A 24,950-nucleotide genomic window follows, 5' to 3' on the forward strand; every position below is an offset into this window, starting at 1 on the left:
CTCCTTACAGCACTTCTGGGGCGAGCGAGACGATCTTCATGAACTTCTCAGTACGAAGTTCACGGGTCACTGGCCCAAAGATACGGGTGCCGATCGGCTCTTGCTTGTTGTTCAGAAGAACAGCAGCGTTGCCATCAAAGCGGATAATGGAGCCATCTGCACGGCGTACGCCGTGACGAGTGCGGACTACAACAGCAGTCATCACTTGGCCTTTTTTCACTTTACCGCGAGGAATTGCTTCCTTGACGGTAACTTTGATGATGTCACCGATACCAGCGTAACGACGATGGGAGCCACCCAGCACCTTGATGCACATAACGCGGCGAGCGCCGCTGTTATCGGCCACATCGAGCATGGATTGAGTCTGAATCATATAATTTCTCCGACCCCTAGTCCTTAGACTTCCACAGCGCGTTCGAGAACATCAACCAGTGCCCAAGACTTGGTCTTGGCCAGCGGACGAGTTTCACGAATAGTGACTTTGTCGCCGATGTGGCACTGATTGGTTTCGTCGTGCGCGTGCAGCTTAGTCGAACGCTTAACGTATTTACCGTAGATCGGGTGCTTAACGCGACGCTCGATCAGAACGGTGATGGTTTTGTCCATCTTGTCGCTGACAACACGGCCAGTCAGCGTACGGACAGTCTTTTCGGCTTCAGCCATGATCACTTACCTGCCTGCTGGTTGAGCACAGTCTTCACGCGAGCGATGTCACGCTTAACTTGCGAGAGCAGATGAGACTGCCCCAACTGGCCAGTTGCTTTCTGCATACGCAGATTGAACTGGTCGCGCAGCAGGCCGAGCAGTTGCTCGTTCAGCTGCTGTGCGGATTTTTCACGAAGTTCATTCGCTTTCATCACATCACCGTCCGTTTAACAAAGGAGGTGGCGAGCGGCAGCTTTGCAGCAGCCAGGGCGAAAGCCTCACGCGCCAGCTCTTCAGAAACGCCCTCGATTTCATACAGGACTTTGCCTGGCTGAATCTGGGCTACCCAGTATTCCACGTTACCCTTACCTTTACCCATCCGAACCTCGAGAGGTTTTTTGGAGATCGGCTTGTCCGGGAATACACGGATCCAGATCTTGCCGCCACGTTTTACGTGACGGGTCAGAGCACGACGCGCTGACTCGATCTGACGAGCGGTGAGACGACCACGAGCTACAGACTTCAGCGCGAACTCGCCGAAGCTGACTTTGCTACCGCGCTGAGCCAGACCACGGTTGTGGCCTGTCATCTGCTTGCGGAACTTCGTACGCTTAGGTTGCAACATTTGGCGTACCCCTTACTTAGCAGCTTTTTTACGAGGCGCTGGTGCTTGTGGTTTCAGTTCTTCTTGGCGACCACCAATTACTTCGCCTTTGAAGATCCAAACCTTTACACCGATCACACCGTAAGTGGTGTGAGCTTCGTAGTTGGCATAGTCGATGTCGGCACGCAGGGTGTGCAATGGCACACGACCTTCGCGATACCATTCAGTACGTGCGATTTCAGCACCGCCGAGACGACCGCTCACTTGGATTTTGATGCCTTTGGCACCAATGCGCATGGCGTTCTGTACGGCGCGCTTCATAGCGCGACGGAACATTACGCGACGCTCCAGCTGCTGAGCTACGCTCTGCGCAACCAGCATACCGTCGAGCTCCGGCTTGCGGATCTCTTCGATATTGATGTGCACAGGCACACCCATTTGCTTGGTCAGGTCCTGACGCAGTTTCTCAACATCTTCACCTTTCTTCCCGATAACGATACCTGGACGAGCGGTGTGGATGGTGATACGTGCAGTTTGCGCCGGACGATGGATATCGATACGGCTTACGGACGCGCTTTTTAGTTTGTCTTGGAGATACTCACGCACCTTCAGATCAGCGAACAAGTAGTCCGCATAAGTCCGACCGTCTGCGTACCAGACGGAGGTGTGCTCCTTGACGATTCCCAGGCGAATGCCAATGGGATGTACTTTCTGACCCATCTCTTCGACTCCGTTACTTGTCAGCAACCTTGACAGTGATATGGCAAGACCGCTTGACGATGCGATCAGCACGGCCTTTGGCACGCGGCATGATGCGCTTCAGCGAACGCCCTTCGTTGACGAAAACGGTGCTGACCTTCAGGTCATCAACGTCTGCGCCTTCGTTATGCTCGGCGTTGGCTACGGCCGACTCCAGCACTTTCTTCATGATCTCGGCGGCTTTCTTACTGCTGAAAGCCAACAGGTTGAGCGCTTCGCCCACCTTCTTCCCGCGGATCTGGTCGGCGACCAAGCGGGCTTTCTGGGCGGAGATTCGAGCGCCCGACAACTTAGCGGCTACTTCCATTTCCTAACCCCTTAACGCTTGGCTTTCTTGTCTGCCACGTGCCCACGATAAGTGCGGGTACCGGCAAACTCGCCCAGTTTGTGGCCGACCATGTCTTCGTTAACGAGAACTGGGACGTGTTGACGACCGTTGTGTACTGCGATGGTCAGACCGACCATTTGTGGCAGGATCATCGAACGACGCGACCAGGTCTTAACTGGTTTGCGATCGTTCTTTTCCGCCGCCACTTCGATCTTCTTCAGTAGGTGAAGATCAATAAAAGGACCTTTTTTCAGAGAACGTGGCACTGTCGTATCCCTCTATTTACTTGCGACGACGGACGATCATTTTGTCGGTACGCTTATTACCACGAGTCTTCGCGCCCTTAGTCGGGAAGCCCCATGGCGATACCGGATGACGACCACCAGAGGTACGACCTTCACCACCACCGTGTGGGTGGTCAACCGGGTTCATGGCAACACCACGAACGGTTGGGCGAACGCCACGCCAGCGTTTGGCACCAGCTTTACCCAGCGAACGCAGGCTGTGCTCGGAGTTCGAGACTTCGCCCAGGGTCGCGCGGCACTCAGCCAGCACTTTACGCATCTCACCAGAACGCAGACGCAGGGTCACGTAGACACCTTCACGAGCGATCAGCTGAGCCGAAGCACCAGCGGAACGAGCGATCTGTGCGCCTTTACCTGGCTTCAATTCGATGCCGTGTACGGTGCTACCAACTGGAATGTTACGCAGTTGCAGAGCGTTGCCCGGCTTGATCGGTGCCAAAGCACCTGCGATCAGCTGGTCGCCAGCACTCACGCCTTTAGGGGCGATGATGTAGCGACGCTCGCCATCTGCGTACAGCAGCAGAGCGATGTGAGCAGTACGGTTTGGATCGTATTCAATACGCTCGACAGTGGCAGAAATGCCATCTTTGTCGTTGCGACGGAAGTCGACCAGACGATAATGCTGCTTATGGCCACCACCGATGTGACGAGTGGTAATGCGACCATTGTTGTTACGACCACCAGTCTTCGATTTCTTCTCGAGCAGCGGTGCGTGAGGAGCGCCTTTATGCAGCTCCTGGTTGACCACCTTGACCACAAAACGGCGGCCAGGGGAAGTCGGTTTGCATTTAACGATTGCCATGATGCACCCCTTCCTTACTCAGCACTGCTGCTGAAATCGAGATCTTGGCCTGGCTGAAGGGAGATAACTGCCTTCTTCCAGTCATTACGCTTGCCCAGACCGCGAGCAGTGCGCTTGCTCTTACCCAGAACATTCAGGGTAGTAACACGCTCTACTTTCACGCTGAACAGGCTTTCGACGGCCTTCTTGATTTCCAGCTTGGTTGCGTCAGTTGCAACCTTGAAAACGAACTGGCCTTTCTTGTCAGCCAGAACCGTAGCCTTTTCGGAAACGTGCGGGCCAAGCAGAACTTTAAATACGCGTTCCTGGTTCATCCCAGCAGCTCCTCGAATTTCTTCACGGCCGACACGGTGATCAACACCTTGTCGTATGCGATCAGACTAACTGGATCGGAACCTTGCACGTCACGTACATCAACGTGTGGCAGGTTGCGAGCAGCCAGGTACAGGTTCTGATCAACAGCTTCAGACACGATCAAAACGTCGGTCAGGCTCATGTTGTTCAGTTTGCCCAGCAGATCTTTGGTTTTTGGACTTTCAACAGCGAAGTCCTGAACCACGACCAGACGATCAGTACGCACGAGTTCAGCAAGGATGGAGCGCAGAGCTGCGCGGTACATCTTCTTGTTGAGCTTCTGAGAGTGATCCTGTGGACGAGCTGCGAAAGTGGTACCACCGCCACGCCAGATTGGGCTACGGATAGTACCGGCACGAGCACGGCCAGTACCTTTCTGACGCCAAGGGCGCTTACCGCCACCACGTACGTCGGAACGGGTCTTTTGCTGCTTGCTACCTTGACGGCCGCCAGCCATATAGGCCACGACTGCTTGGTGAACCAGCGTCTCGTTGAATTCGCCGCCAAATGTCAGTTCGGAAACTTCGATCGCTTGAGCGTCATTTACATTTAATTGCATGTCAGCTTCCCCTTAACCGCGAGCCTTGGCCGCTGGACGTACAACCAGGTTGCCGCCAGTAGCGCCAGGAACAGCACCCTTGACCAACAACAGATTGCGTTCAGCGTCGACGCGCACTACTTCGAGGGACTGCACGGTCACGCGCTCAGCGCCCATATGACCGGACATTTTTTTGCCCTTGAATACACGACCAGGAGTCTGGCACTGGCCAATAGAGCCCGGGACGCGGTGGGAAACGGAGTTACCGTGAGTGTTGTCTTGACCACGGAAATTCCAACGCTTGATCGTACCCTGGAAGCCTTTACCTTTGGACTGACCGGTTACATCAACCAGTTGACCAGCAGCAAAGATTTCAGCGTTGATCAGATCGCCAGCCTTGTAGTCGCCGTCTTCAAGACGGAACTCCATGACGGTGCGACCAGCTGCAACGTTTGCTTTAGCGAAGTGACCTGCTTGAGCAGCAGTCACGCGCGAAGCACGACGCTCGCCGACAGTGACTTGCACTGCACGATAGCCATCGGTTTCTTCAGTTTTGAACTGGGTGACGCGATTCGGCTCGATCTCAATGACCGTGACCGGAATGGAGACACCTTCTTCGGTGAAAATACGGGTCATACCGCATTTACGACCGACTACACCAATAGTCATGTTGTAAACCTCATGAGTGTACGGGGCTTTCACCCGCTATGGCCGCCCATTTCAGAGCGTTACACGACTAAGACCCAAGTCTTAGCCGAGGCTGATCTGTACTTCCACACCGGCCGCCAGATCGAGCTTCATAAGTGCGTCAACGGTTTTATCCGTTGGCTGGACGATGTCCAAAACGCGCTTATGAGTACGGATCTCGTACTGGTCACGCGCGTCTTTGTTGACGTGCGGGGAGACCAGAACGGTGAACCGCTCTTTACGGGTAGGCAGTGGAATTGGACCACGCACTTGTGCACCAGTACGTTTCGCGGTTTCCACGATTTCCTGGGTGGATTGGTCGATCAGGCGATGGTCAAAAGCCTTCAACCTGATACGGATTTGCTGATTTTGCATTGGATTTCAGACTCCGGCTGCTATTCCCAGCGAGCGCAATACGCCCGTTAAAAGGAGGCGCAATTCTATAGACGCCCCAGATAGGTGTCAACCCAATAAAAAAGCCCCCGCTGAGCGGGGGCTTTTCAAAGCATCGAAGCTATCTCAAAAGAGACGCTTACTCGATGATTTTAGCTACAACACCAGCACCAACGGTACGGCCGCCTTCACGGATAGCGAAACGCAGACCATCTTCCATAGCGATGGTTTTGATCAGGGTGACAACCATTTTGATGTTGTCGCCTGGCATTACCATTTCTACGCCTTCCGGCAGTTCGCAGTTACCAGTTACGTCGGTAGTACGGAAGTAGAACTGTGGACGGTAGCCTTTGAAGAACGGAGTGTGACGACCGCCTTCTTCTTTGCTCAGCACGTACACTTCAGCTTCGAACTTGGTGTGCGGCTTAACCGAACCTGGCTTAACCAGAACCTGGCCACGCTCAACGTCGTCACGCTTGGTACCACGCAGCAGAACGCCGCAGTTCTCGCCAGCACGACCTTCGTCGAGCAGCTTACGGAACATTTCAACACCGGTGCAGGTGGTGACGGTAGTGTCACGCAGACCAACGATTTCCAGTGGATCTTGAACCTTGACGATACCGCGCTCGATACGACCAGTTACAACAGTACCGCGACCGGAGATCGAGAATACGTCTTCGATTGGCATCAGGAATGGCTTGTCGATAACACGGACTGGATCTGGGATGTAGCTGTCCAGAGTCTCAACCAGTTTACGAACGGACGTGGTGCCCATTTCGTTATCGTCTTTGCCTTCCAGAGCCATACGAGCAGAACCGATGATGATCGGAGTGTCGTCACCTGGGAAGTCGTAAGTGCTCAGCAGATCGCGCACTTCCATCTCAACCAGTTCCAGCAGCTCAGCGTCGTCTACCAGGTCAGCCTTGTTCAGGTAAACAACGATGTACGGTACACCTACCTGACGGGACAGCAGGATGTGTTCACGGGTTTGTGGCATCGGACCATCAGCGGCCGAGCAAACCAGGATCGCGCCGTCCATCTGGGCAGCACCGGTGATCATGTTCTTCACATAGTCAGCGTGACCTGGGCAGTCAACGTGAGCGTAGTGACGGATCAGCGAGTTGTATTCAACGTGCGCAGTGTTGATGGTGATACCACGAGCTTTCTCTTCTGGTGCGCTGTCGATTTTATCGAAATCAACGATTGCGGAACCGAATACTTCGGAGCAAACGCGAGTCAGAGCAGCAGTCAGAGTGGTTTTACCGTGGTCAACGTGACCGATGGTGCCAACGTTGACGTGCGGTAGGGAACGATCAAATTTTTCTTTAGCCACGACAATTAACTCCTTGCCTAAAGGACTGAATCAGCCTTGTTTTTTGGATACAGTTTCAGCGATGTGCGCCGGAGCTGTGTTGTATTTTTTGAATTCCATAGAGTAGCTTGCGCGACCCTGGGACATGGAGCGAACGTCGGTCGCGTAACCGAACATCTCACCCAACGGAACCTCGGCGCGAATCACTTTGCCGGAAACCGTGTCTTCCATACCCAAGATCATGCCGCGACGACGGTTAAGGTCGCCCATGACATCACCCATATAGTCTTCAGGTGTAACAACTTCTACCGCCATGATTGGCTCAAGCAACTCACCACCGCCCTTCTGGGCCAGTTGCTTGGTTGCCATGGAAGCAGCCACCTTAAACGCCATCTCGTTGGAGTCGACGTCGTGGTAAGAACCGTCAAAAACGGTTGCTTTCAGGCCGATCAGCGGATAGCCGGCAACAACACCGTTCTTCATCTGCTCTTCGATACCCTTCTGGATAGCAGGGATGTATTCCTTAGGAACAACACCACCTACTACTTCGTTCACGAATTGCAGACCTTCTTGACCTTCGTCAGCAGGAGCAAAACGGATCCAGCAGTGACCGAACTGACCACGACCGCCGGATTGACGAACGAACTTGCCTTCGATTTCACAGTTCTTCGTGATGCGCTCACGATAGGAAACCTGAGGCTTACCGATGTTGGCTTCGACGTTGAACTCACGGCGCATCCGGTCAACCAGGATGTCCAGGTGAAGCTCGCCCATGCCCGAGATGATCGTTTGACCAGTCTCTTCATCAGTCTTGACGCGGAAAGATGGATCTTCCTGAGCAAGCTTGCCCAGAGCGATACCCATTTTTTCCTGGTCATCCTTGGTCTTAGGCTCTACGGCAACCGAAATAACCGGCTCCGGGAAGTCCATGCGAACCAGGATGATTGGCTTATCAGCGTTGCACAAGGTTTCACCAGTGGTGACGTCCTTCATGCCGATCAGGGCCGCGATGTCACCAGCGCGTACTTCCTTGATCTCTTCGCGGGCGTTTGCGTGCATTTGCACCATACGACCCACGCGCTCTTTCTTGCCTTTAACCGAGTTGATCACGCCGTCGCCGGAGGCCAACACGCCCGAGTAAACGCGGACGAAGGTCAAAGTACCCACGAATGGGTCGGTAGCGATTTTGAACGCCAGGGCCGAGAACGGCTCGCTGTCGTCTGCATGACGCTCCATTTCCTCTTCCTCGTTATCAGGGTTGGTACCCTTGATAGCAGGAATGTCGGTTGGAGCAGGCAGGTAGTCGATCACAGCATCGAGAACCAGGGGAACACCCTTGTTCTTGAACGAGGAACCGCAAACAGCCAAGACGATCTCACCAGCGATGGTACGCTGACGCAGAGCGGCCTTGATTTCCACGTTGGTGAGCTCTTCACCTTCGAGGTACTTGTTCATCAGTTCTTCGTTGGCTTCGGCCGCAGCTTCAACCATGTTGTTGCGCCACTCGTCAGCCAGCTCCTGCAACTCTGCAGGGATAGGCTTACGAACAGGAACCATACCTTTGTCGGAATCATTCCAGTAAACAGCTTCCATGGAGATCAGGTCGATCTGACCCTGGAAGTTGTCTTCGGAACCGATTGCCAATTGGATTGGCACCGGAGTGTGACCCAGACGCTGCTTGATCTGACCGATCACGCGCAGGAAGTTGGCACCAGCACGGTCCATCTTGTTTACATAAACAAGACGTGGAACGCCGTATTTGTTGGCTTGACGCCATACGGTTTCCGACTGAGGCTCAACACCCGAGGTACCGCAGAACACAACGACAGCGCCGTCGAGTACGCGCAGGGAACGCTCAACTTCAATGGTGAAGTCTACGTGGCCTGGGGTATCGATAACGTTGAAGCGGTGCTCGTCTTTGTACTGCTTCTCGGAACCCTTCCAGAAGGCGGTAATAGCAGCAGAAGTAATGGTAATACCACGCTCCTGCTCCTGAACCATCCAGTCTGTGGTCGCGGCGCCGTCATGCACCTCGCCCATTTTGTGACTTTTGCCGGTGTAAAACAGTACGCGCTCGGTGGTGGTGGTTTTACCAGCATCCACGTGAGCAACGATACCGATGTTACGGTAGCGGCTAATCGGAGTAGTACGAGCCATAAAGCCCTCGCAAAATTAGTGAAGCTGGATTTAGAAGCGGTAGTGCGAGAAAGCTTTGTTAGCTTCAGCCATACGGTGCACGTCTTCACGCTTCTTAACAGCAGCACCTTTACCTTCAGCAGCGTCCAACAGCTCGCCGGCCAAACGCAGAGCCATAGACTTCTCGCCACGCTTACGGGCGAAGTCTACCAACCAGCGCATTGCCAGGGCGTTACGACGGGACGGACGAACTTCGACCGGAACCTGGTAAGTAGCACCGCCTACACGGCGCGACTTCACTTCGACCAGCGGAGCGATGGCGTCGAGAGCTTTCTCGAAGATTTCCAGGGGGTCGCTGTTCTTGCGTTCTTTAACCTTTTCCAGCGCGCCATAAACGATACGCTCGGCAACGGCTTTCTTGCCGCTTTCCATCACGTGGTTCATGAACTTGGCCAGGATTTGGCTTCCGTATTTTGGATCGTCAAGCACTTCGCGCTTGGCTGCTACGCGTCTTCTTGGCATGGATAAGCCCTCAAACGGTCTTCAGGTTCGCTCGGAATCAGTGCCCTTTCGGGACGCCTCCGACCTTACTCTTATCGACTCAGAAAATAAGATGATTCAGTTTTACAAAAAGCCGCTACTACTTAGGCTTCTTGGTACCGTACTTCGAACGACCCTGGTTACGACCTTTAACGCCGGAAGTATCCAAGGAGCCGCGTACGGTGTGATAACGAACACCTGGCAAGTCTTTTACACGACCGCCGCGGATCAGTACCACGCTGTGCTCTTGCAGGTTGTGGCCTTCACCGCCGATGTACGAGGAAACCTCGAAACCGTTGGTCAGGCGCACACGGCATACTTTACGCAGTGCCGAGTTAGGTTTTTTCGGCGTGGTGGTATACACACGGGTGCATACGCCACGACGTTGCGGGCAGTTCTGCAGCGCAGGTACGTCGGATTTCTCGACGATACGCTTACGCGGCTGACGTACCAGCTGGTTGATAGTTGCCATCTACTAGCTCCACTGTTGTCTTGCGACGCTATTGTCTTGCAAGAAAAGCAAAATGGCAGGAACGAATTCCCGCCAAATTTAGGGGTACAAGAGTCTAAAGAGGATCTTGCCCCCAGTCAAGGCAAGGCCCCGGCCTCTCCGCTCATCGAATCGGTGCAAAAATGCCTCGATCCGACGAACGGAGCTGCCAGGGCCCGGACTCATCTACCGCAGAACTCAGTTACCGCTTGAGTTCAGCGCTTCGGTCAGTGCAGCTTCCACTTCACTGGCGCTCACGCGCAGCGGCTTGTCAGCATCACGGCGGCGCTTACGCTCGCTGTGGTAAGCCAAACCGGTACCGGCCGGGATCAGACGACCCACAACCACGTTTTCTTTCAGGCCGCGCAGGTAATCGCGCTTGCCGGTTACCGCTGCTTCGGTCAGTACGCGAGTGGTCTCCTGGAAGGAGGCCGCCGAGATAAACGACTCAGTGGACAACGACGCCTTGGTGATACCCAGCAGTACGCGAGTGAACTTGGAAACGAATTTCTCGTCGCCAGCCAGACGCTCGTTCTCCACCAGCACGTGAGTCAGTTCCATCTGGTCGCCCTTGATGAAACTCGAATCGCCAGATTCAGCGATTTCAACTTTACGCAGCATCTGACGCAGGATGGTCTCGATGTGCTTGTCGTTGATCTTCACGCCCTGCAGGCGGTAAACGTCCTGGATTTCGTTAACGATGTACTTGGCCAGCGCACTTACACCCAGCAGACGCAGAATGTCGTGTGGATCGCTCGGACCGTCGGAGATAACTTCGCCGCGGTTTACCTGTTCGCCTTCGAAGACGTTCAGGTGACGCCACTTCGGAATCAGCTCTTCATACGGATCGCTACCGTCGTTCGGGGTAATGACCAAACGACGCTTGCCTTTGGTCTCTTTACCGAACGCGATGGTGCCGCTGACTTCAGCCAGAATCGACGCTTCTTTCGGACGACGCGCTTCGAACAAGTCGGCAACACGCGGCAGACCACCGGTGATGTCGCGGGTTTTCGAAGTTTCTTGCGGGATACGCGCGATAACATCACCGATCGCGATCTTCGCACCATCCGCTACACCGACCAGGGCGTTGGCTGGCAGGAAGTACTGAGCGATTACGTCAGTGCCTGGCAGCAGCAAGTCCTTACCGTTGTCATCGACCATCTTCACGGCAGGACGGATGTCTTTACCGGCAGCTGGACGATCTTTGGCGTCGAGTACTTCAATGTTGGTCATACCGGTCAATTCGTCAGTCTGACGCTTGATCGTGATGCCTTCTTCCATGCCCACGTAGGTCACGGTACCTTTCATTTCGGTAACGATTGGGTGAGTGTGCGGATCCCACTTGGCCACGATTGCGCCAGCGTCGACCTTGTCACCTTCTTTAACCGAAATCACAGCACCGTACGGCAGCTTGTAACGCTCACGCTCACGACCGTAGTCATCAGCGATGGCCAGCTCACCGGAACGGGACACAGCAACCAGGTGGCCATCCACGCGCTCAACGTGCTTCAGGTTGTGCAGACGGACTGTACCGCCATTCTTCACCTGAACGCTGTCAGCTGCGGAGGTCCGGCTTGCCGCACCACCGATGTGGAACGTACGCATGGTCAGCTGGGTACCTGGCTCACCGATGGACTGGGCGGCGATAACGCCGATTGCCTCACCGATGTTCACCTGGTGACCACGAGCCAAGTCACGGCCGTAGCACTTGGCGCAGATGCCGTAGCGGGTTTCGCAGCTGATCGGCGAGCGAACGATCACTTCGTCGATGCTGTTGAGCTCGATGAACTCGACCCACTTCTCATCCACCAGGGTGCCGGCAGGAACGATAACTTCCTCGGTACCTGGCTTGAACACGTCACGGGCAATCACACGACCCAATACGCGCTCACCCAGCGGCTCTACAACGTCACCGCCTTCAATGTGCGGTGTCATCAGCAGGCCATGCTCGGTGCCGCAATCGATCTCGGTTACAACCAGATCTTGCGCAACGTCTACCAGACGACGAGTCAGGTAACCGGAGTTAGCGGTTTTCAACGCGGTATCCGCCAGACCTTTACGAGCACCGTGAGTGGAGATGAAGTACTGAAGTACGCTCAAACCTTCACGGAAGTTCGCAGTAATCGGCGTTTCAATGATGGAACCGTCCGGCTTGGCCATCAGGCCGCGCATACCGGCGAGCTGACGGATCTGCGCAGCAGAACCCCGTGCGCCCGAGTCGGCCATCATGTACATCGAGTTGAAGGATTCCTGATCAACTTCGTCGCCGTGACGGTCGATGACTTTCTCTTTCGAGAGGTTAGCCATCATCGCCTTCGACACTTCGTCGTTGGCCTTGGACCAAAGGTCGATCACTTTGTTGTATTTCTCGCCCTGTGTTACCAGGCCCGAGGCGTACTGGCTTTCGATCTCTTTCACTTCATCGGTAGCAGCCGCGATAATGCGAGCTTTTTCATCCGGGATAACGAAGTCGTTAACACCAATGGAAACGCCAGAAATCGTCGAATAAGCAAAACCGGTGTACATCAACTGGTCAGCGAAGATTACGGTCTCTTTCAAACCAACCACGCGGTAGCACTGGTTGATCAGCTTGGAGATCGCTTTTTTCTTCATTGGCAAGTTGACGACGTCGTACGACAGACCTTTTGGAACAACCTGGTACAACAGCGCACGGCCGACAGTGGTGTCGACGATACGGGTGTTGCTCACGCTGCCGCCATCACGGTCGTTGACAGTTTCGTGGATCCGCACCTTGACCTTGGCATGCAGTGCGGCTTCGCCGGCACGGAACACACGGTCAACTTCCTGCAGATCCGCGAACACACGACCTTCGCCCTTGGCGTTGATCGCTTCGCGGGTCATGTAGTACAGACCCAATACAACGTCCTGCGACGGAACGATGATTGGCTCACCGTTGGCTGGCGACAGAATGTTGTTGGTCGACATCATCAACGCACGCGCTTCCAACTGGGCTTCCAGTGTCAGCGGTACGTGCACGGCCATTTGGTCGCCGTCGAAGTCGGCGTTGTACGCAGCACAGACCAGAGGGTGCAGCTGGATAGCCTTACCTTCGATCAGTACCGGTTCAAACGCCTGGATACCCAGACGGTGAAGGGTCGGTGCACGGTTGAGGAGGACTGGGTGTTCGCGAATCACTTCAGCGAGAACGTCCCAAACCTCTGGCAGCTCGCGTTCGACCATCTTCTTGGCAGCCTTGATGGTGGTAGCGAGACCACGCATTTCAAGCTTGCCGAAAATGAACGGCTTGAACAGCTCGAGAGCCATTTTCTTCGGCAGACCGCACTGGTGCAGACGCAGGGTCGGACCTACGGTAATTACCGAACGGCCGGAGTAGTCAACCCGCTTACCGAGCAAGTTCTGACGGAAACGACCTTGCTTACCCTTGATCATGTCAGCCAGGGATTTCAGAGGACGCTTGTTCGAACCGGTGATAGCGCGGCCACGACGGCCGTTGTCGAGCAGAGCATCGACCGCTTCTTGCAACATACGCTTTTCGTTGCGCACGATGATGTCCGGAGCGGACAGATCGAGCAGACGCTTCAAGCGGTTGTTACGGTTGATCACGCGACGGTACAGGTCGTTGAGGTCGGACGTTGCGAAACGGCCACCGTCCAACGGTACCAGCGGACGCAGGTCTGGCGGCAGAACCGGCAGAACGGTCAGCACCATCCACTCTGGCAAGTTGCCGGAACCCTGGAAGGCTTCCATCAACTTCAGACGCTTGGACAGTTTCTTGATCTTGGTTTCGGAGTTGGTTTGCGGAATTTCTTCACGCAGACGACCAATCTCGTGTTCCAGGTCGATAGCGTGCAGCAGCTCGCGGACCGCTTCGGCACCCATGCGGGCATCGAAATCGTCACCGAACTCTTCCAGCGCTTCGAAGTACTGCTCGTCGTTCAGCAGCTGACCTTTTTCAAGGGTGGTCATGCCTGGGTCGATAACGACATAGCTCTCGAAGTAGAGAACGCGTTCGATATCACGCAGGGTCATGTCCATCAACAGGCCGATACGGGACGGCAGTGATTTCAGGAACCAGATGTGGGCAACTGGCGAAGCGAGTTCGATGTGCGCCATGCGCTCACGACGAACCTTGGCCAGTGCAACTTCAACGCCGCACTTCTCGCAGATCACACCGCGGTGCTTCAAGCGCTTGTACTTACCGCACAGGCACTCGTAATCCTTTACCGGGCCAAAGATCTTGGCGCAGAACAGGCCGTCACGCTCAGGTTTGAACGTACGGTAGTTGATGGTTTCCGGCTTTTTAACTTCACCGAACGACCACGAACGGATCATCTCAGGCGATGCCAATCCAATACGGATGGCGTCGAACTCTTCGACTTGACCCTGGTTTTTCAGCAAATTCAGTAGGTCTTTCAAGGCCTTTCCTCCTGGCGGAGCAGAGAGCGGGCATCACTGCACCGCTCTCGATTCGCGTCACGTGTTATTCGGTTTCCAGATCGATATCGATGCCGAGGGAACGAATTTCTTTGATCAACACGTTGAAGGACTCGGGCATGCCCGGCTCCATACGGTGATCGCCGTCCACGATGTTTTTGTACATCTTGGTACGACCGTTCACATCGTCCGACTTCACTGTGAGCATTTCTTGCAGAGTGTATGCAGCACCGTATGCTTCCAGTGCCCAAACCTCCATCTCCCCGAAACGCTGACCACCGAACTGAGCCTTACCACCCAGCGGCTGCTGGGTAACCAGGCTGTACGAACCGGTAGAACGAGCGTGCATCTTGTCGTCTACCAAGTGGTTCAGCTTCAGCATGTACATGTAGCCAACAGTAACCGGGCGCTCGAACTTGTTGCCAGTACGGCCATCGAACAGCTGCATCTGGCCGCTTTCCGGCAGGTCTGCCAGTTTCAGCATGGCCTTGATTTCGCTTTCCTTGGCACCGTCGAATACCGGGGTAGCCATTGGAACGCCGCCGCGCAGGTTCTTCGCCAAATCCAGGATTTCCTGGTCGGAGAAGGTGTCCAGCTCTTCGTTGCGACCGCCGATCTCGTTGTAGATCTCGTGCAGGAATTTACGCAGGTCTGCGACCTTGCGCTGCTCTTCGATCATACGGTTGATCTTCTCACCCAGACCTTTGGCCGCGAGGCCCAGGTGGGTTTCAAGGATCTGACCAACGTTCATACGCGAAGGTACGCCCAACGGGTTGAGGACGACGTCGACCGGGGTGCCATTGGCATCGTGCGGCATGTCTTCAACCGGCATGATCACGGAGACCACACCCTTGTTACCGTGACGACCGGCCATCTTGTCACCCGGCTGGATGCGGCGACGGATTGCCAGGTAAACCTTGACGATTTTCAGCACACCTGGAGCCAGATCATCGCCTTGCTGCAGTTTGCGCTTCTTGTCTTCGAACTTGTCGTCCAGCAGACGGCGGCGATCAACAATATAGGCCTGAGCCTTCTCGAGCTGCTCGTTAAGAGCATCTTCAGCCATGCGCAGTTTGAACCACTGCCCGTGCTCAAGACCGTCGAGGATTTCGTCGGTGATGTCCTGACCTTTCTTCAAACCTGCGCCGCCTTCAGCCTTGTGGCCTACCAGGGCAGAACGCAGACGTTCGAAGGTCGCGCCTTCAACGATACGGAACTCTTCGTTCAGGTCCTTGCGGATCTCGTCGAGTTGAGTCTTCTCGATGGACAGTGCACGAGCATCACGCTCAACGCCGTCGCGGGTGAAGACCTGTACGTCGATGACAGTACCCTTGGTACCGGTAGGTACACGTAGGGAGGTGTCTTTAACGTCGCTGGCTTTTTCACCGAAGATGGCACGCAGCAGCTTCTCTTCCGGCGTCAGTTGGGTCTCGCCTTTCGGAGTGACCTTACCGACCAGGATGTCGCCAGCGCCAACTTCAGCACCTACATAAACGATACCGGCTTCGTCCAGCTTGTTCAGTGCAGCTTCACCCACGTTCGGGATGTCTGCAGTGATTTCCTCAGGCCCAAGCTTGGTGTCACGCGCCACACAGGTCAGTTCCTGGATGTGGATCGTGGTGAAGCGGTCTTCTTGAACCACACGCTCGGACAGGCAGATGGAGTCTTCGAAGTTGAAGCCGTTCCATGCCATGAACGCGATGCGCATGTTCTGACCCAGAGCCAGTTCACCCATGTCGGTGGACGGGCCGTCGGCCATGATGTCGCTGCGCTGAACGCGATCACCCTTGCTCACCAGCGGACGCTGGTTGATGCAGGTGTTCTGGTTCGAGCGGGTGTATTTGGTCAGGTTGTAGATGTCGACACCGGCTTCGCCAGTTTCTACTTCGTCATCGGCAACACGAACCACGATACGGCTGGCATCAACGGAGTCGATCACGCCGCCACGACGAGCCACGACGCAAACGCCGGAGTCACGTGCTACGTTGCGCTCCATGCCGGTACCTACCAACGGCTTGTCAGCACGCAGGGTGGGTACAGCTTGACGCTGCATGTTGGAACCCATCAACGCACGGTTGGCGTCATCGTGTTCCAGGAACGGGATCAGCGACGCTGCAACCGAAACTACCTGTTTCGGCGAAACATCCATCAAGGTGACGTCTTCCGGCGCCTTGACGGTGAACTCGTTCAAGTGACGAACAGCTACCAGCTCGTCGATCAGGACTTTCTTGTCGTTCATCGTGGCCGAAGCCTGGGCGATCACGTGATCAGCTTCTTCGATGGCGGACAGGAACACGATCTCGTCGGTGACCAGAGCGTCTTTCACCACGCGGTACGGGCTCTCAAGGAAGCCGTACTGGTTGGTGCGCGCATAGGCAGCCAGGGAGTTGATCAGACCGATGTTCGGACCTTCCGGCGTTTCGATCGGGCAAACACGACCGTAGTGCGTCGGGTGTACGTCACGAACTTCAAAGCCAGCACGCTCACGGGTCAGACCGCCCGGGCCCAGTGCAGAAACACGGCGCTTGTGGGTGATCTCGGAGAGCGGGTTGTTCTGGTCCATGAACTGCGAGAGCTGGCTGGAACCGAAGAACTCCTTCACCGCTGCCGCAACCGGCTTGGCGTTGATCAGGTCTTGCGGCATCAGGCCTTCGCTTTCTGCCATCGACAGACGCTCTTTGACCGCACGCTCAACGCGCACCAGGCCAACGCGGAACTGGTTCTCGGCCATTTCGCCTACGCAGCGAACACGACGGTTACCCAGGTGGTCGATGTCATCGACGATGCCTTTACCGTTACGGATGTCGACCAGAGTCTTCAGTACCGCGACGATGTCTTCCTTGCACAACACACCCGAACCTTCGATCTCGGTACGACCGATACGACGGTTGAACTTCATCCGGCCGACCGCAGACAGGTCATAGCGCTCAGGGCTGAAGAACAGGTTGTTGAACAGAGTTTCGGCAGCGTCTTTGGTCGGTGGCTCGCCTGGACGCATCATGCGATAGATCTCGACCAGCGCTTCCAATTGGTTGCTGGTGGAGTCGATCTTCAGGGTGTCGGAGACGAACGGACCGCAGTCGATGTCGTTGGTATACAGAGTCTCGATGCGAACAACCTGGGCCTTGGCGATTTTTGCCAGGATCTCGGTGTTCAGCTCGGTGTTGCACTCGGCCAGGATTTCGCCTGTAGCCGGGTGAACGATGACCTTGGCAGTAGTGCGGCCCAGAACGTAGTCCAGAGGCACTTCCAGCTCTTTGATACCGGCTTTCTCGATCTGGTTGATGTGGCGCGCGGTAATACGGCGACCAGCCTCAACAATCACTTTGCCGTTTTCGTCCTGGATATCCAGAACGGCAATTTCACCACGCAGACGCGAAGCGATCAGCTCCAGCTTGAGGGTTTCATCCTTCAGGCTGAATACGTTGGTGGTATAGAAAGCGTCCAGCACTTGCTCAGTGGTATAGCCAAGCGCGCGCAGCAATACCGAGGCCGGCAGCTTGCGACGACGGTCGATACGCACGAACACGCAGTCTTTCGGGTCGAACTCGAAGTCCAGCCACGAACCGCGGTATGGAATGATCCGCGCGGAGTACAGCAGTTTACCGGAGCTGTGCGTCTTGCCGCGGTCGTGGTCGAAGAACACGCCCGGGGAACGGTGCAGCTGGGAAACGATTACACGCTCGGTACCGTTGATAACGAAGGTACCGTTCTCAGTCATCAATGGGATTTCGCCCATGTAGACTTCTTGCTCTTTGATGTCCTTGATCGCTTTGTTCGACGATTCTTTGTCGAAAATGATCAGACGGACTTTTACCCGCAAAGGTACGGCGTACGTAACGCCACGCAACACGCATTCTTTGACATCAAATGCCGGTTCGCCCAGGCGATAACCGACGTACTCCAGCGCAGCATTGCCGGAGTAGCTGATGATCGGGAAAACGGATTTGAAGGCCGCATGCAGGCCCACGTCGCGGAACTGATCTTTGGTCGCTCCCGCCTGCAAGAATTCACGATACGAATCCAGCTGGATAGCCAGAAGGTACGGGACATCCATGACGTCCGGCAACTTGCTAAAGTCCTTGCGGATACGTTTTTTCTCAGTATATGAGTAAGCCATCAGCGTTCCCCAGCTTGGTCACCTGCTTGTTTGGCCCCTCCGACGGGAGCAGCCAGAAAATCTTGCAAACCCCATGGTTTGCACCACCGCGTCGGGTGGCTACAGCGCGTTAATGGCGGCGACCGAGTCGACAGCCAAGAACGGAAAAAGGCCGGTGGCAAGAGCCACCAGCCATCAGCCTTCAGCTTAACGCTTGGGCTGGAGACGCAAGGTCGATGCTTACTTCAGCTCGACTTTAGCGCCTGCTTCTTCCAGAGTAGCTTTGGCTTTGTCAGCGGCGTCTTTCGACACTGCTTCCAGAACCTGGGCAGGAGCGCCGTCAACGACAGCCTTGGCTTCTTTCAGGCCCAGACCGGTCAGTTCACGTACTGCCTTGATCACGTTTACTTTCTTCTCGCCAGCTTCCAGCAGCATGACGTTGAATTCGGTTTGCTCTTCAGCAGCGACAGCAGCAACAGCTGGGCCAGCGGAAGCAGCGGCAGCGGAAACGCCGAATTTTTCTTCGAAAGCTTTGATCAGCTCAACAACCTGCAGAACCGACATTTCAGCTACGGCGTTGAGGATATCGTCTTGGGAGATAGACATTGCTGTATTTCCTGAATTGGGGGACGGCCTACGCGGCCATCGAAATAAACAAAAATACGCGAGAGAATTTGCTCAGCCTTAGGCTGCGGCAGCTTCTTTTTGCTCGCGAACTGCAGCCAGAGTACGAGCCAGCTTGCTGGTAGCGCCTTGAATCACGCTCATCAGCTGCGAAATAGCTTCGTTACGGGTCGGCAGTGTTGCCAGTACGTCGATTTGGTTAGCTGCGAGGAACTTGCCCTCGAACGCAGCTGCCTTGATCTCGAACTTATCCTGACTCTTGGCGAATTCCTTGAACAAACGGGCAGCAGCGCCTGGATGATCCTTGGAGAACGCGATCAGAGTCGGGCCGGTGAACACGTCGTTGAGAACACTGTATTCAGTGTCAGCAACAGCGCGCTTGAGCAGGGTGTTACGTACAACACGTACGTATACGCCAGCTTCACGAGCCTCTTTACGGAGTCCGGTCATAGCGCCTACTGTCACACCACGGGCATCAGCCACGACAGCGGACAGAGCAGCTTTGGCAGCCTCGTTGACTTCAGCGACGATGGCCTTCTTGTCTTCGAGATTAATTGCCACGGGTTTAACTCCTGCTTGTTACCGTTTCATCTGGCCGGAGCCGGATGTCGTTTTGGTGTCTGATTCGGTAAGGAACCGGGAGCACCATCTGCGTAGGCTTGTTGGTTTAAGACTTGCGTCGCCTACGGTCTTGGATAGCCCCCGCCAGGCAGGGACCCCAATCTTTCAATTGGCGCAATCGCTTGCACCAATTCGTGTCTTATACGTCCAGCGAGCCTTGGTCGATGACCAGACCTGGGCCCATAGTGGTGCTCAGGGTAACGCGCTTGACGTAGATACCTTTCGAAGAAGCTGGCTTGATACGCTTCAGATCAGCGATCAGGGCTTCAACGTTTTCCTTCAGCTTGACGGCATCGAAGCCGACTTTGCCAACGGAGGTGTGAATGATGCCGTTTTTGTCGGTGCGATAACGAACCTGACCAGCCTTGGCGTTTTTAACCGCGGTAGCTACGTCTGGGGTTACGGTGCCGACTTTAGGGTTAGGCATCAGGCCACGTGGACCCAGGATCTGGCCCAACTGACCTACAACACGCATTGCGTCCGGGGAAGCAATAACGACGTCATAGTTCAGGTCGCCGCCTTTCATTTCGGCAGCCAGGTCGTCCATGCCAACGCGATCAGCGCCAGCAGCCAGAGCAGCTTCAGCCGCCGGGCCTTGGGTGAAGACAGCTACACGTACAGTCTTGCCAGTACCGTGTGGCAGCACAGTTGCGCTACGAACGACCTGGTCGGATTTACGTGGGTCAACACCCAGGTTCACAGCAACGTCAACGGACTCGCTGAACTTGACAGTCGACAGCTCGGTCAGCAGGGCGGCAGCGTCTACGAAGTTGTAGGACTTGCCCGCTTCGATTTTGCCGGCGATAGCCTTTTGGCGCTTGGTCAGCTTAGCCATTACACACCCTCCACGTTAAGGCCCATGCTACGAGCAGAACCGGCGATGGTACGCACGGCTGCATCCATATCAGCTGCAGTCAGATCCGCGTTTTTGGTTTTCGCGATTTCTTCCAGCTGAGCACGGGTCACGGTGCCAACCTTAACGGTGTTAGGACGAGCGGAACCGCTAGTCAGACCAGCAGCTTTCTTCAACAGAACCGAAGCCGGGGTCGACTTGGTTTCGAAGGTGAAGCTACGGTCGCTGTATACAGTGATGATCACTGGAGTCGGCAGACCTGGCTCAAGACCCTGAGTACGGGCGTTGAAGGCCTTGCAGAATTCCATGATGTTCACGCCGTGCTGACCCAGAGCTGGACCGACGGGTGGGCTAGGGTTGGCCTGAGCGGCCTTCACTTGCAGCTTGATGTAAGCGGTAATCTTCTTGGCCATGAGGCACTCCAATTACGGGTTCAAACGCCTCGAAAGGCTCCCCGGTTACTTGCGCGTTTATCCCAGTGACGACAAAACCCCACAGCCTAGGCTGTGGGGTTGGGATGCTTGCTCAGCTAGACCTTCTCGACCTGGCTGAACTCCAGCTCTACCGGGGTAGAGCGACCGAAAATGAGCACTGCCACTTGGATCCGGCTCTTTTCGTAGTTAACTTCTTCGACGGTGCCATTGAAATCAGCGAACGGACCATCTGTAACACGAACAACCTCACCCGGCTCGAACAACGTCTTCGGCTTAGGCTTGTCGCTACCGTCAGCAACGCGACGCAGAATTGCTTCCGCCTCTTTATCGGTGATCGGCGCAGGCTTATCAGCGGTACCGCCAATGAAACCCATGACACGAGGAGTATCCTTGACCAAGTGCCAAGTACCTTCGTTCATGTCCATCTGTACCAGCACATAGCCAGGGAAGAACTTGCGTTCACTCTTGCGCTTCTGACCATTCCGCATTTCAACCACTTCTTCAGTGGGAACCAGAATTTCGCCGAAGCCATCTTCCATGCCTGCCAGCTTTACGCGCTCCAGCAAAGAGCGCATAACATGCTTCTCGTAACCCGAGTAAGCATGCACAACGTACCAACGCTTAGCCACGGGACACCCTTAGCCAACAATCAAGGAAACAAGCCAGCCGAGCAGGGAATCAAGCCCCCACAACAGCAACGCCATAACCAGAACTACAGCCACGACAATCAATGTGGTCTGAGTGGTTTCTTGGCGAGTCGGCCAAACGACTTTACGGATTTCGGTACGAGCTTCCTTTACCAGGACCGCGAAAGACTTGCCTTTGGCAGTCTGCAGGCCTACAAAGGCAGCTACAGCAGCAAGAGCAAGCAAAGCGAGGACGCGGTACAGGATCGGCGAAGCAGAATAGTACTGATTGCCAACAACGCCTACGACCACCAAGACGACTACAGCGAGCCACTTGACCAGATCGAAACGAGAGCTTTGAGCTTCAGCCTTAGGAGTCATCTATGAAGATCCTGTGAAAAGAAAGCCAGATACACCACGTGAATCTGGCAGGTCAGGAGGGAATCGAACCCCCAACCTACGGTTTTGGAGACCGTCGCTCTGCCAATTGAGCTACTGACCTAAAACAAAATCAGGCCGACCATTATGCAGGCCTGAAAAAGACTTTACAACAACCAACCCCACAAGACTTGAAATAACGGACAGCAATCAAGCCGAGGCAGCTGTTAAAACAAAGGCAGATATTTTCATATCTGCCTTGTCATATGGAGCTCTTGAGCGGATTTGAACCGCTGACCTCACCCTTACCAAGGGTGTGCTCTACCAACTGAGCTACAAGAGCAAAACACCGTGCACAACCTGCAAACTTGGAGCGGGTAGCGGGAATCGAACCCGCATCATCAGCTTGGAAGGCTGAGGTTCTACCACTAAACTATACCCGCGGAGCTTGCAGCTCACGCTAAAATGGTGGAGGGGGAAGGATTCGAACCTTCGAAGTCGTAGACGTCAGATTTACAGTCTGATCCCTTTGGCCGCTCGGGAACCCCTCCTAAGCGAGCCGGCATTTTACATCACGCCGGCCTTCTGTCAAGCATTTTCTCATTTAAATTATGAGGTTAGCTGCGTTGACGCCGCTTCACATCAAATCCCCCTAGAGGTCTTCACTGCGAAGCGGGCGCCATTCTATGCAAACTATTCGACAGTTGCAATGCCTTCGCACAGCATTATTTTGTGTTTTAACTCATTGAATTCCTTAGCAAGGTTTTCAAAGGGCAAATCGTCGGCCAAGCGCCTGCTTTCAGGGGCTACTCGAAGCCAGTAGCCCGTGGCGTCAGCCGTATTCAACAACTGAAGCCTGGCCTTTATATCCAGACTGGTGAGGCGTTGCTCGACGGATTGTGCCTGGCGCGGGTCGGAGAACCCACCAATGTACAAGCACGTATCGGACGATTTCGCTCGATCCCTTCGCGTCATCGCCTCAGAAGACTCACTTAGCAGACGAATATCCTGCTGCGAGCCTCGATAAAGACTTAGCGGAGTCACATCCTTGGCGCGTAGTGGCGCCTCTTGCTGATGCCATATGTAGTAGAAGACATTGAGGATAAGTAGAAGCAAGAACAACCAACGCATAAACACCTCAGGACAAAGGGCAAGCCATTGCCAGACCAACAAATACCAGATCTGGAACGACCCGCGCCTGCGGCACGGCATTGCAGACCAAGTCCGCATCTCCACCGGTCAGAAACACAGTGAAATCATCTCCCCAATAGGCCCTGGCAAGCTCGATCTGGGTCAGCACGAATCCTCTCAGCATTAGCATACATCCTCGCTCCACCGCCTCGGCAGTAGTGCGCCCAGGCGAAAGGCATTCCAGAGCCCGCTCAGCCGCAGCATCGTCGTAACGTATCTTATGAGTATGCGTTCGCAGCTGGTTGCGCATAAGAGGCATGCCAGGACAAATAAATCCCCCCAAATGCTCGCCATCTGCAGCAACGAAATCGGCAGTCGCAGCCGTACCGAAATCCAACACCAGACAAGCGCCTGATGCCAGCTTGTACCCACCAAGGATCGCCAACCATCGGTCAAGGCCAAGCCGCTGGAAATCCTCATAACCATTGCGCACCCCCGCCATTTCGACAGCAGACGTCGCACAGGAAACAGTGACACCAAAAGCCTCGACCAATGTCTCGACCAGCTTGTCTGTTTCCTCCAGGGCGCGAACGCTCACCAGCCGGCAACGCGTCAGCGACAAATTCGGCACCGCCGAAAGGCCCTCAATCAAAGCGATATTCGAACCGACAACACCTTCCGCGTAGGCATTTGCCCTACCCGCCTCCAGTACTCTCCACTTGATAAAGCTATTCCCACAGTCGAGCTCAAGAATCATCACGCAACCTCAGGCTTAACTCGCCACCGCTGTATGCTTTCTCAACACCGTCAACATCCAGACGCAACGCACCTTGCTGATCAACACCAAGCACCACACCGTCCACACGATTTACACCTGCGATGAGCGATACCGACCGCCCCTGCCACCCATGATTCTGCTCCCACTCTTCTTGTAGGGCAGCAAAGCCAGACGCTTTGTGTCGATCCAGGTAGCGTTGGAGCTGCAGACCCACCAGGGCTACCAGGGTGTTACGATCAACCGCCACCCCCGTCTCAAGCTGCATTGAAGTCCATTGCTGATCAACCTCATCAGCCCTCTGCATATTCACGTTGATTCCAATTCCGATGACAACGTGACAAATGTCAGCCGGATCCCCAACCAACTCCAGCAATATCCCGGCAATCTTCTTCTGCCCCACCAATACATCGTTCGGCCATTTCAGGACTGCTCCCTGTACACCCGACTCTCGCAACGCTTGAATGACGGCCAAGCCAACAACAAGACTTAGCCCCTCCAATTGCCGCAGACCATCCTGAATACGCAGTACGAGGCTGTAATAGATATTCTGGGCGAATGGGCTTATCCACTTACGGCCACGCCTGCCCCTTCCGGCCACTTGTTGCTCGGCCAACACCAGAAACGGCGTAGCGCATGTGGCATTTACCAAGCGCAACGCCTCTGCATTGGTGGAGTCAATGGAATCGTAGATATGAATAGGCCACGCTAAAGATGGCGCAATTAGCGCAATTTGTTCTGCGTTCAGAAATACCAGCGGCGAAGCTAACTGATATCCCTTACCACGCACCTTATGAATAGGTAGATTCAATTCAGCCTCAAGAAGCTGCAGCTGCTTCCATACAGCACTGCGGCTAACACCCAGCGCAGCACCTAGCGCCTCCCCGGAATGGAATCGGCCATCTTTCAAAAGCTCTAACAGCGTTAGCATGCAAGTATCGCCTCACAATGAGGCACGCATGATAGCCATGCGCAGAGGCATTGCATAGAAAGGCCGCACGTCGCCGGGCAACGATGAGCCTCTCGACACTTTCCGAGCGCCCAAAACAAAACCCCACCTGCTTTCGCAAATGGGGTTTCGGAATTTAATCTTGACGATG

The 24,950-nt window shown here is 54.9% G+C and carries 27 protein-coding genes and 4 tRNA genes; all 31 read right to left on the reverse strand.

Annotated elements, in window-relative coordinates; all coding sequences use genetic code 11:
• Positions 1 to 4: 4 nt before the first annotated feature.
• Positions 5 to 373, reverse strand: a complete 369-nt coding sequence (gene rplN, locus V6M90_RS09160) for a 50S ribosomal protein L14 (RefSeq protein WP_002555479.1) — start codon at positions 371 to 373, stop codon at positions 5 to 7.
• 23 nt (positions 374 to 396) lie between these two features.
• The gene (rpsQ, locus tag V6M90_RS09165; RefSeq protein WP_003176419.1) at positions 397 to 663 is read right to left on the reverse strand and encodes a 30S ribosomal protein S17; all 267 of its coding nucleotides are present in this window, start codon (positions 661 to 663) and stop codon (positions 397 to 399) included.
• A 2-nt stretch (positions 664 to 665) separates the two neighbouring features.
• Positions 666 to 857: a 50S ribosomal protein L29 gene (gene rpmC / locus V6M90_RS09170; RefSeq protein ID WP_002555481.1), complete on the reverse strand. Its 192-nt coding sequence runs from the start codon at positions 855 to 857 to the stop codon at positions 666 to 668.
• Complete coding sequence (gene rplP, locus V6M90_RS09175; protein WP_003176421.1) at positions 857 to 1,270, reverse strand: 50S ribosomal protein L16; 414 nt, start codon at positions 1,268 to 1,270, stop codon at positions 857 to 859. Before rplP ends, rpmC begins: the two co-directional genes overlap by 1 nt.
• Positions 1,271 to 1,282: 12 nt before the next feature.
• Complete coding sequence (gene rpsC, locus V6M90_RS09180) at positions 1,283 to 1,969, reverse strand: 30S ribosomal protein S3 (protein ID WP_003176422.1); 687 nt, start codon at positions 1,967 to 1,969, stop codon at positions 1,283 to 1,285.
• A gap of 13 nt (positions 1,970 to 1,982) precedes the next feature.
• Entirely contained in the window at positions 1,983 to 2,315 is a 333-nt protein-coding gene (rplV, locus tag V6M90_RS09185) for a 50S ribosomal protein L22 (RefSeq protein ID WP_003103908.1), read from the reverse strand.
• Positions 2,316 to 2,326: 11 nt separating this feature from the next.
• On the reverse strand, positions 2,327 to 2,602 hold the full coding sequence (gene rpsS, locus V6M90_RS09190; protein ID WP_002555486.1) for a 30S ribosomal protein S19: 276 nt from the start codon (positions 2,600 to 2,602) through the stop codon (positions 2,327 to 2,329).
• A 16-nt stretch (positions 2,603 to 2,618) separates the two neighbouring features.
• On the reverse strand, positions 2,619 to 3,443 hold the full coding sequence (gene rplB, locus V6M90_RS09195; protein ID WP_003176423.1) for a 50S ribosomal protein L2: 825 nt from the start codon (positions 3,441 to 3,443) through the stop codon (positions 2,619 to 2,621).
• Positions 3,444 to 3,457: 14 nt separating this feature from the next.
• Complete coding sequence (gene rplW / locus V6M90_RS09200; RefSeq protein WP_002555488.1) at positions 3,458 to 3,757, reverse strand: 50S ribosomal protein L23; 300 nt, start codon at positions 3,755 to 3,757, stop codon at positions 3,458 to 3,460.
• Positions 3,754 to 4,356: a 50S ribosomal protein L4 gene (rplD, locus tag V6M90_RS09205; protein ID WP_003176424.1), complete on the reverse strand. Its 603-nt coding sequence runs from the start codon at positions 4,354 to 4,356 to the stop codon at positions 3,754 to 3,756. Before rplD ends, rplW begins: the two co-directional genes overlap by 4 nt.
• A gap of 12 nt (positions 4,357 to 4,368) precedes the next feature.
• Positions 4,369 to 5,004, reverse strand: coding sequence for a 50S ribosomal protein L3 (gene rplC / locus V6M90_RS09210; protein WP_003176425.1), 636 nt, complete (start codon positions 5,002 to 5,004; stop codon positions 4,369 to 4,371).
• A gap of 81 nt (positions 5,005 to 5,085) precedes the next feature.
• Positions 5,086 to 5,397, reverse strand: a complete 312-nt coding sequence (gene rpsJ, locus V6M90_RS09215; protein WP_003186070.1) for a 30S ribosomal protein S10 — start codon at positions 5,395 to 5,397, stop codon at positions 5,086 to 5,088.
• Positions 5,398 to 5,554: 157 nt separating this feature from the next.
• Positions 5,555 to 6,748 carry an elongation factor Tu gene (gene tuf, locus V6M90_RS09220; protein ID WP_003176426.1) on the reverse strand — a complete coding sequence of 398 codons (1,194 nt, stop codon included), beginning with the start codon at positions 6,746 to 6,748 and terminating at the stop codon, positions 5,555 to 5,557.
• Between the two features lie 30 nt (positions 6,749 to 6,778).
• Positions 6,779 to 8,884 (reverse strand): elongation factor G, encoded by a 2,106-nt coding sequence (fusA, locus tag V6M90_RS09225; protein WP_003176427.1) that lies wholly within the window; start codon positions 8,882 to 8,884, stop codon positions 6,779 to 6,781.
• A gap of 30 nt (positions 8,885 to 8,914) precedes the next feature.
• Complete coding sequence (gene rpsG / locus V6M90_RS09230; RefSeq protein ID WP_002555493.1) at positions 8,915 to 9,385, reverse strand: 30S ribosomal protein S7; 471 nt, start codon at positions 9,383 to 9,385, stop codon at positions 8,915 to 8,917.
• Positions 9,386 to 9,503: 118 nt separating this feature from the next.
• Positions 9,504 to 9,875: a 30S ribosomal protein S12 gene (gene rpsL, locus V6M90_RS09235; protein WP_002555494.1), complete on the reverse strand. Its 372-nt coding sequence runs from the start codon at positions 9,873 to 9,875 to the stop codon at positions 9,504 to 9,506.
• Positions 9,876 to 10,091: 216 nt separating this feature from the next.
• Positions 10,092 to 14,291 carry a DNA-directed RNA polymerase subunit beta' gene (gene rpoC / locus V6M90_RS09240; RefSeq protein ID WP_332846351.1) on the reverse strand — a complete coding sequence of 1,400 codons (4,200 nt, stop codon included), beginning with the start codon at positions 14,289 to 14,291 and terminating at the stop codon, positions 10,092 to 10,094.
• A 64-nt stretch (positions 14,292 to 14,355) separates the two neighbouring features.
• Positions 14,356 to 18,429, reverse strand: coding sequence for a DNA-directed RNA polymerase subunit beta (gene rpoB, locus V6M90_RS09245; protein ID WP_003176431.1), 4,074 nt, complete (start codon positions 18,427 to 18,429; stop codon positions 14,356 to 14,358).
• A 219-nt stretch (positions 18,430 to 18,648) separates the two neighbouring features.
• On the reverse strand, positions 18,649 to 19,014 hold the full coding sequence (gene rplL / locus V6M90_RS09250; RefSeq protein WP_003176432.1) for a 50S ribosomal protein L7/L12: 366 nt from the start codon (positions 19,012 to 19,014) through the stop codon (positions 18,649 to 18,651).
• 78 nt (positions 19,015 to 19,092) lie between these two features.
• A complete protein-coding gene (gene rplJ / locus V6M90_RS09255; protein WP_003176433.1) occupies positions 19,093 to 19,593 on the reverse strand; it encodes a 50S ribosomal protein L10 in 501 nt (166 codons plus the stop codon).
• A 199-nt stretch (positions 19,594 to 19,792) separates the two neighbouring features.
• Positions 19,793 to 20,488: a 50S ribosomal protein L1 gene (gene rplA, locus V6M90_RS09260; RefSeq protein WP_003176434.1), complete on the reverse strand. Its 696-nt coding sequence runs from the start codon at positions 20,486 to 20,488 to the stop codon at positions 19,793 to 19,795.
• Positions 20,488 to 20,919 carry a 50S ribosomal protein L11 gene (gene rplK / locus V6M90_RS09265; protein ID WP_003176435.1) on the reverse strand — a complete coding sequence of 144 codons (432 nt, stop codon included), beginning with the start codon at positions 20,917 to 20,919 and terminating at the stop codon, positions 20,488 to 20,490. The genes rplA and rplK overlap by 1 nt, the downstream gene beginning before the upstream one ends.
• Before the next feature lie 116 nt (positions 20,920 to 21,035).
• On the reverse strand, positions 21,036 to 21,569 hold the full coding sequence (nusG, locus tag V6M90_RS09270; RefSeq protein ID WP_003176436.1) for a transcription termination/antitermination protein NusG: 534 nt from the start codon (positions 21,567 to 21,569) through the stop codon (positions 21,036 to 21,038).
• Between the two features lie 9 nt (positions 21,570 to 21,578).
• A complete protein-coding gene (gene secE, locus V6M90_RS09275) occupies positions 21,579 to 21,947 on the reverse strand; it encodes a preprotein translocase subunit SecE (protein WP_016969478.1) in 369 nt (122 codons plus the stop codon).
• 45 nt (positions 21,948 to 21,992) lie between these two features.
• Positions 21,993 to 22,068, reverse strand: a tRNA-Trp gene (locus V6M90_RS09280).
• A 143-nt stretch (positions 22,069 to 22,211) separates the two neighbouring features.
• Positions 22,212 to 22,287, reverse strand: a tRNA-Thr gene (locus V6M90_RS09285).
• Positions 22,288 to 22,313: 26 nt separating this feature from the next.
• Positions 22,314 to 22,387: transfer RNA gene (locus tag V6M90_RS09290), tRNA-Gly, on the reverse strand.
• A 23-nt stretch (positions 22,388 to 22,410) separates the two neighbouring features.
• Positions 22,411 to 22,495 (reverse strand) — tRNA-Tyr (locus tag V6M90_RS09295).
• Positions 22,496 to 22,637: 142 nt separating this feature from the next.
• Entirely contained in the window at positions 22,638 to 23,075 is a 438-nt protein-coding gene (locus V6M90_RS09300; protein WP_003176437.1) for a hypothetical protein, read from the reverse strand.
• A gap of 7 nt (positions 23,076 to 23,082) precedes the next feature.
• Positions 23,083 to 23,832 (reverse strand): pantothenate kinase, encoded by a 750-nt coding sequence (locus V6M90_RS09305; RefSeq protein ID WP_141063390.1) that lies wholly within the window; start codon positions 23,830 to 23,832, stop codon positions 23,083 to 23,085.
• Positions 23,822 to 24,781 (reverse strand): bifunctional biotin--[acetyl-CoA-carboxylase] ligase/biotin operon repressor BirA, encoded by a 960-nt coding sequence (gene birA, locus V6M90_RS09310; RefSeq protein ID WP_003176439.1) that lies wholly within the window; start codon positions 24,779 to 24,781, stop codon positions 23,822 to 23,824. Before birA ends, V6M90_RS09305 begins: the two co-directional genes overlap by 11 nt.
• Positions 24,782 to 24,950 lie beyond the last annotated feature (169 nt).

Source organism: Pseudomonas lactucae (genome assembly GCF_036688725.1).
Classification (GTDB): Bacteria; Pseudomonadota; Gammaproteobacteria; order Pseudomonadales; family Pseudomonadaceae; genus Aquipseudomonas; species Aquipseudomonas lactucae.

What these genes read in the sequence shown, in the direction of transcription:
- rplK (WP_003176435.1), bottom strand. Translation starts at nt 20,919, where the DNA reads ATGGCCAAGAAGATTACCGCTTACATCAAGCTGCAAGTGAAGGCCGCT.
- rpmC (WP_002555481.1), bottom strand. Translation starts at nt 857, where the DNA reads ATGAAAGCGAATGAACTTCGTGAAAAATCCGCACAGCAGCTGAACGAG.
- rpsC (WP_003176422.1), bottom strand. Translation starts at nt 1,969, where the DNA reads ATGGGTCAGAAAGTACATCCCATTGGCATTCGCCTGGGAATCGTCAAG.
- rpsL (WP_002555494.1), bottom strand. Translation starts at nt 9,875, where the DNA reads ATGGCAACTATCAACCAGCTGGTACGTCAGCCGCGTAAGCGTATCGTC.
- rplN (WP_002555479.1), bottom strand. Translation starts at nt 373, where the DNA reads ATGATTCAGACTCAATCCATGCTCGATGTGGCCGATAACAGCGGCGCT.
- rpsJ (WP_003186070.1), bottom strand. Translation starts at nt 5,397, where the DNA reads ATGCAAAATCAGCAAATCCGTATCAGGTTGAAGGCTTTTGACCATCGC.
- V6M90_RS09300 (WP_003176437.1), bottom strand. Translation starts at nt 23,075, where the DNA reads ATGCGTTGGTTGTTCTTGCTTCTACTTATCCTCAATGTCTTCTACTAC.
- V6M90_RS09305 (WP_141063390.1), bottom strand. Translation starts at nt 23,832, where the DNA reads ATGATTCTTGAGCTCGACTGTGGGAATAGCTTTATCAAGTGGAGAGTA.
- rpoB (WP_003176431.1), bottom strand. Translation starts at nt 18,429, where the DNA reads ATGGCTTACTCATATACTGAGAAAAAACGTATCCGCAAGGACTTTAGC.
- rplW (WP_002555488.1), bottom strand. Translation starts at nt 3,757, where the DNA reads ATGAACCAGGAACGCGTATTTAAAGTTCTGCTTGGCCCGCACGTTTCC.
- rplA (WP_003176434.1), bottom strand. Translation starts at nt 20,488, where the DNA reads ATGGCTAAGCTGACCAAGCGCCAAAAGGCTATCGCCGGCAAAATCGAA.
- rplB (WP_003176423.1), bottom strand. Translation starts at nt 3,443, where the DNA reads ATGGCAATCGTTAAATGCAAACCGACTTCCCCTGGCCGCCGTTTTGTG.
- birA (WP_003176439.1), bottom strand. Translation starts at nt 24,781, where the DNA reads ATGCTAACGCTGTTAGAGCTTTTGAAAGATGGCCGATTCCATTCCGGG.
- rplL (WP_003176432.1), bottom strand. Translation starts at nt 19,014, where the DNA reads ATGTCTATCTCCCAAGACGATATCCTCAACGCCGTAGCTGAAATGTCG.
- rplV (WP_003103908.1), bottom strand. Translation starts at nt 2,315, where the DNA reads ATGGAAGTAGCCGCTAAGTTGTCGGGCGCTCGAATCTCCGCCCAGAAA.
- rplP (WP_003176421.1), bottom strand. Translation starts at nt 1,270, where the DNA reads ATGTTGCAACCTAAGCGTACGAAGTTCCGCAAGCAGATGACAGGCCAC.
- rplC (WP_003176425.1), bottom strand. Translation starts at nt 5,004, where the DNA reads ATGACTATTGGTGTAGTCGGTCGTAAATGCGGTATGACCCGTATTTTC.
- fusA (WP_003176427.1), bottom strand. Translation starts at nt 8,884, where the DNA reads ATGGCTCGTACTACTCCGATTAGCCGCTACCGTAACATCGGTATCGTT.
- secE (WP_016969478.1), bottom strand. Translation starts at nt 21,947, where the DNA reads ATGACTCCTAAGGCTGAAGCTCAAAGCTCTCGTTTCGATCTGGTCAAG.
- rpsG (WP_002555493.1), bottom strand. Translation starts at nt 9,385, where the DNA reads ATGCCAAGAAGACGCGTAGCAGCCAAGCGCGAAGTGCTTGACGATCCA.
- rpsQ (WP_003176419.1), bottom strand. Translation starts at nt 663, where the DNA reads ATGGCTGAAGCCGAAAAGACTGTCCGTACGCTGACTGGCCGTGTTGTC.
- rplD (WP_003176424.1), bottom strand. Translation starts at nt 4,356, where the DNA reads ATGCAATTAAATGTAAATGACGCTCAAGCGATCGAAGTTTCCGAACTG.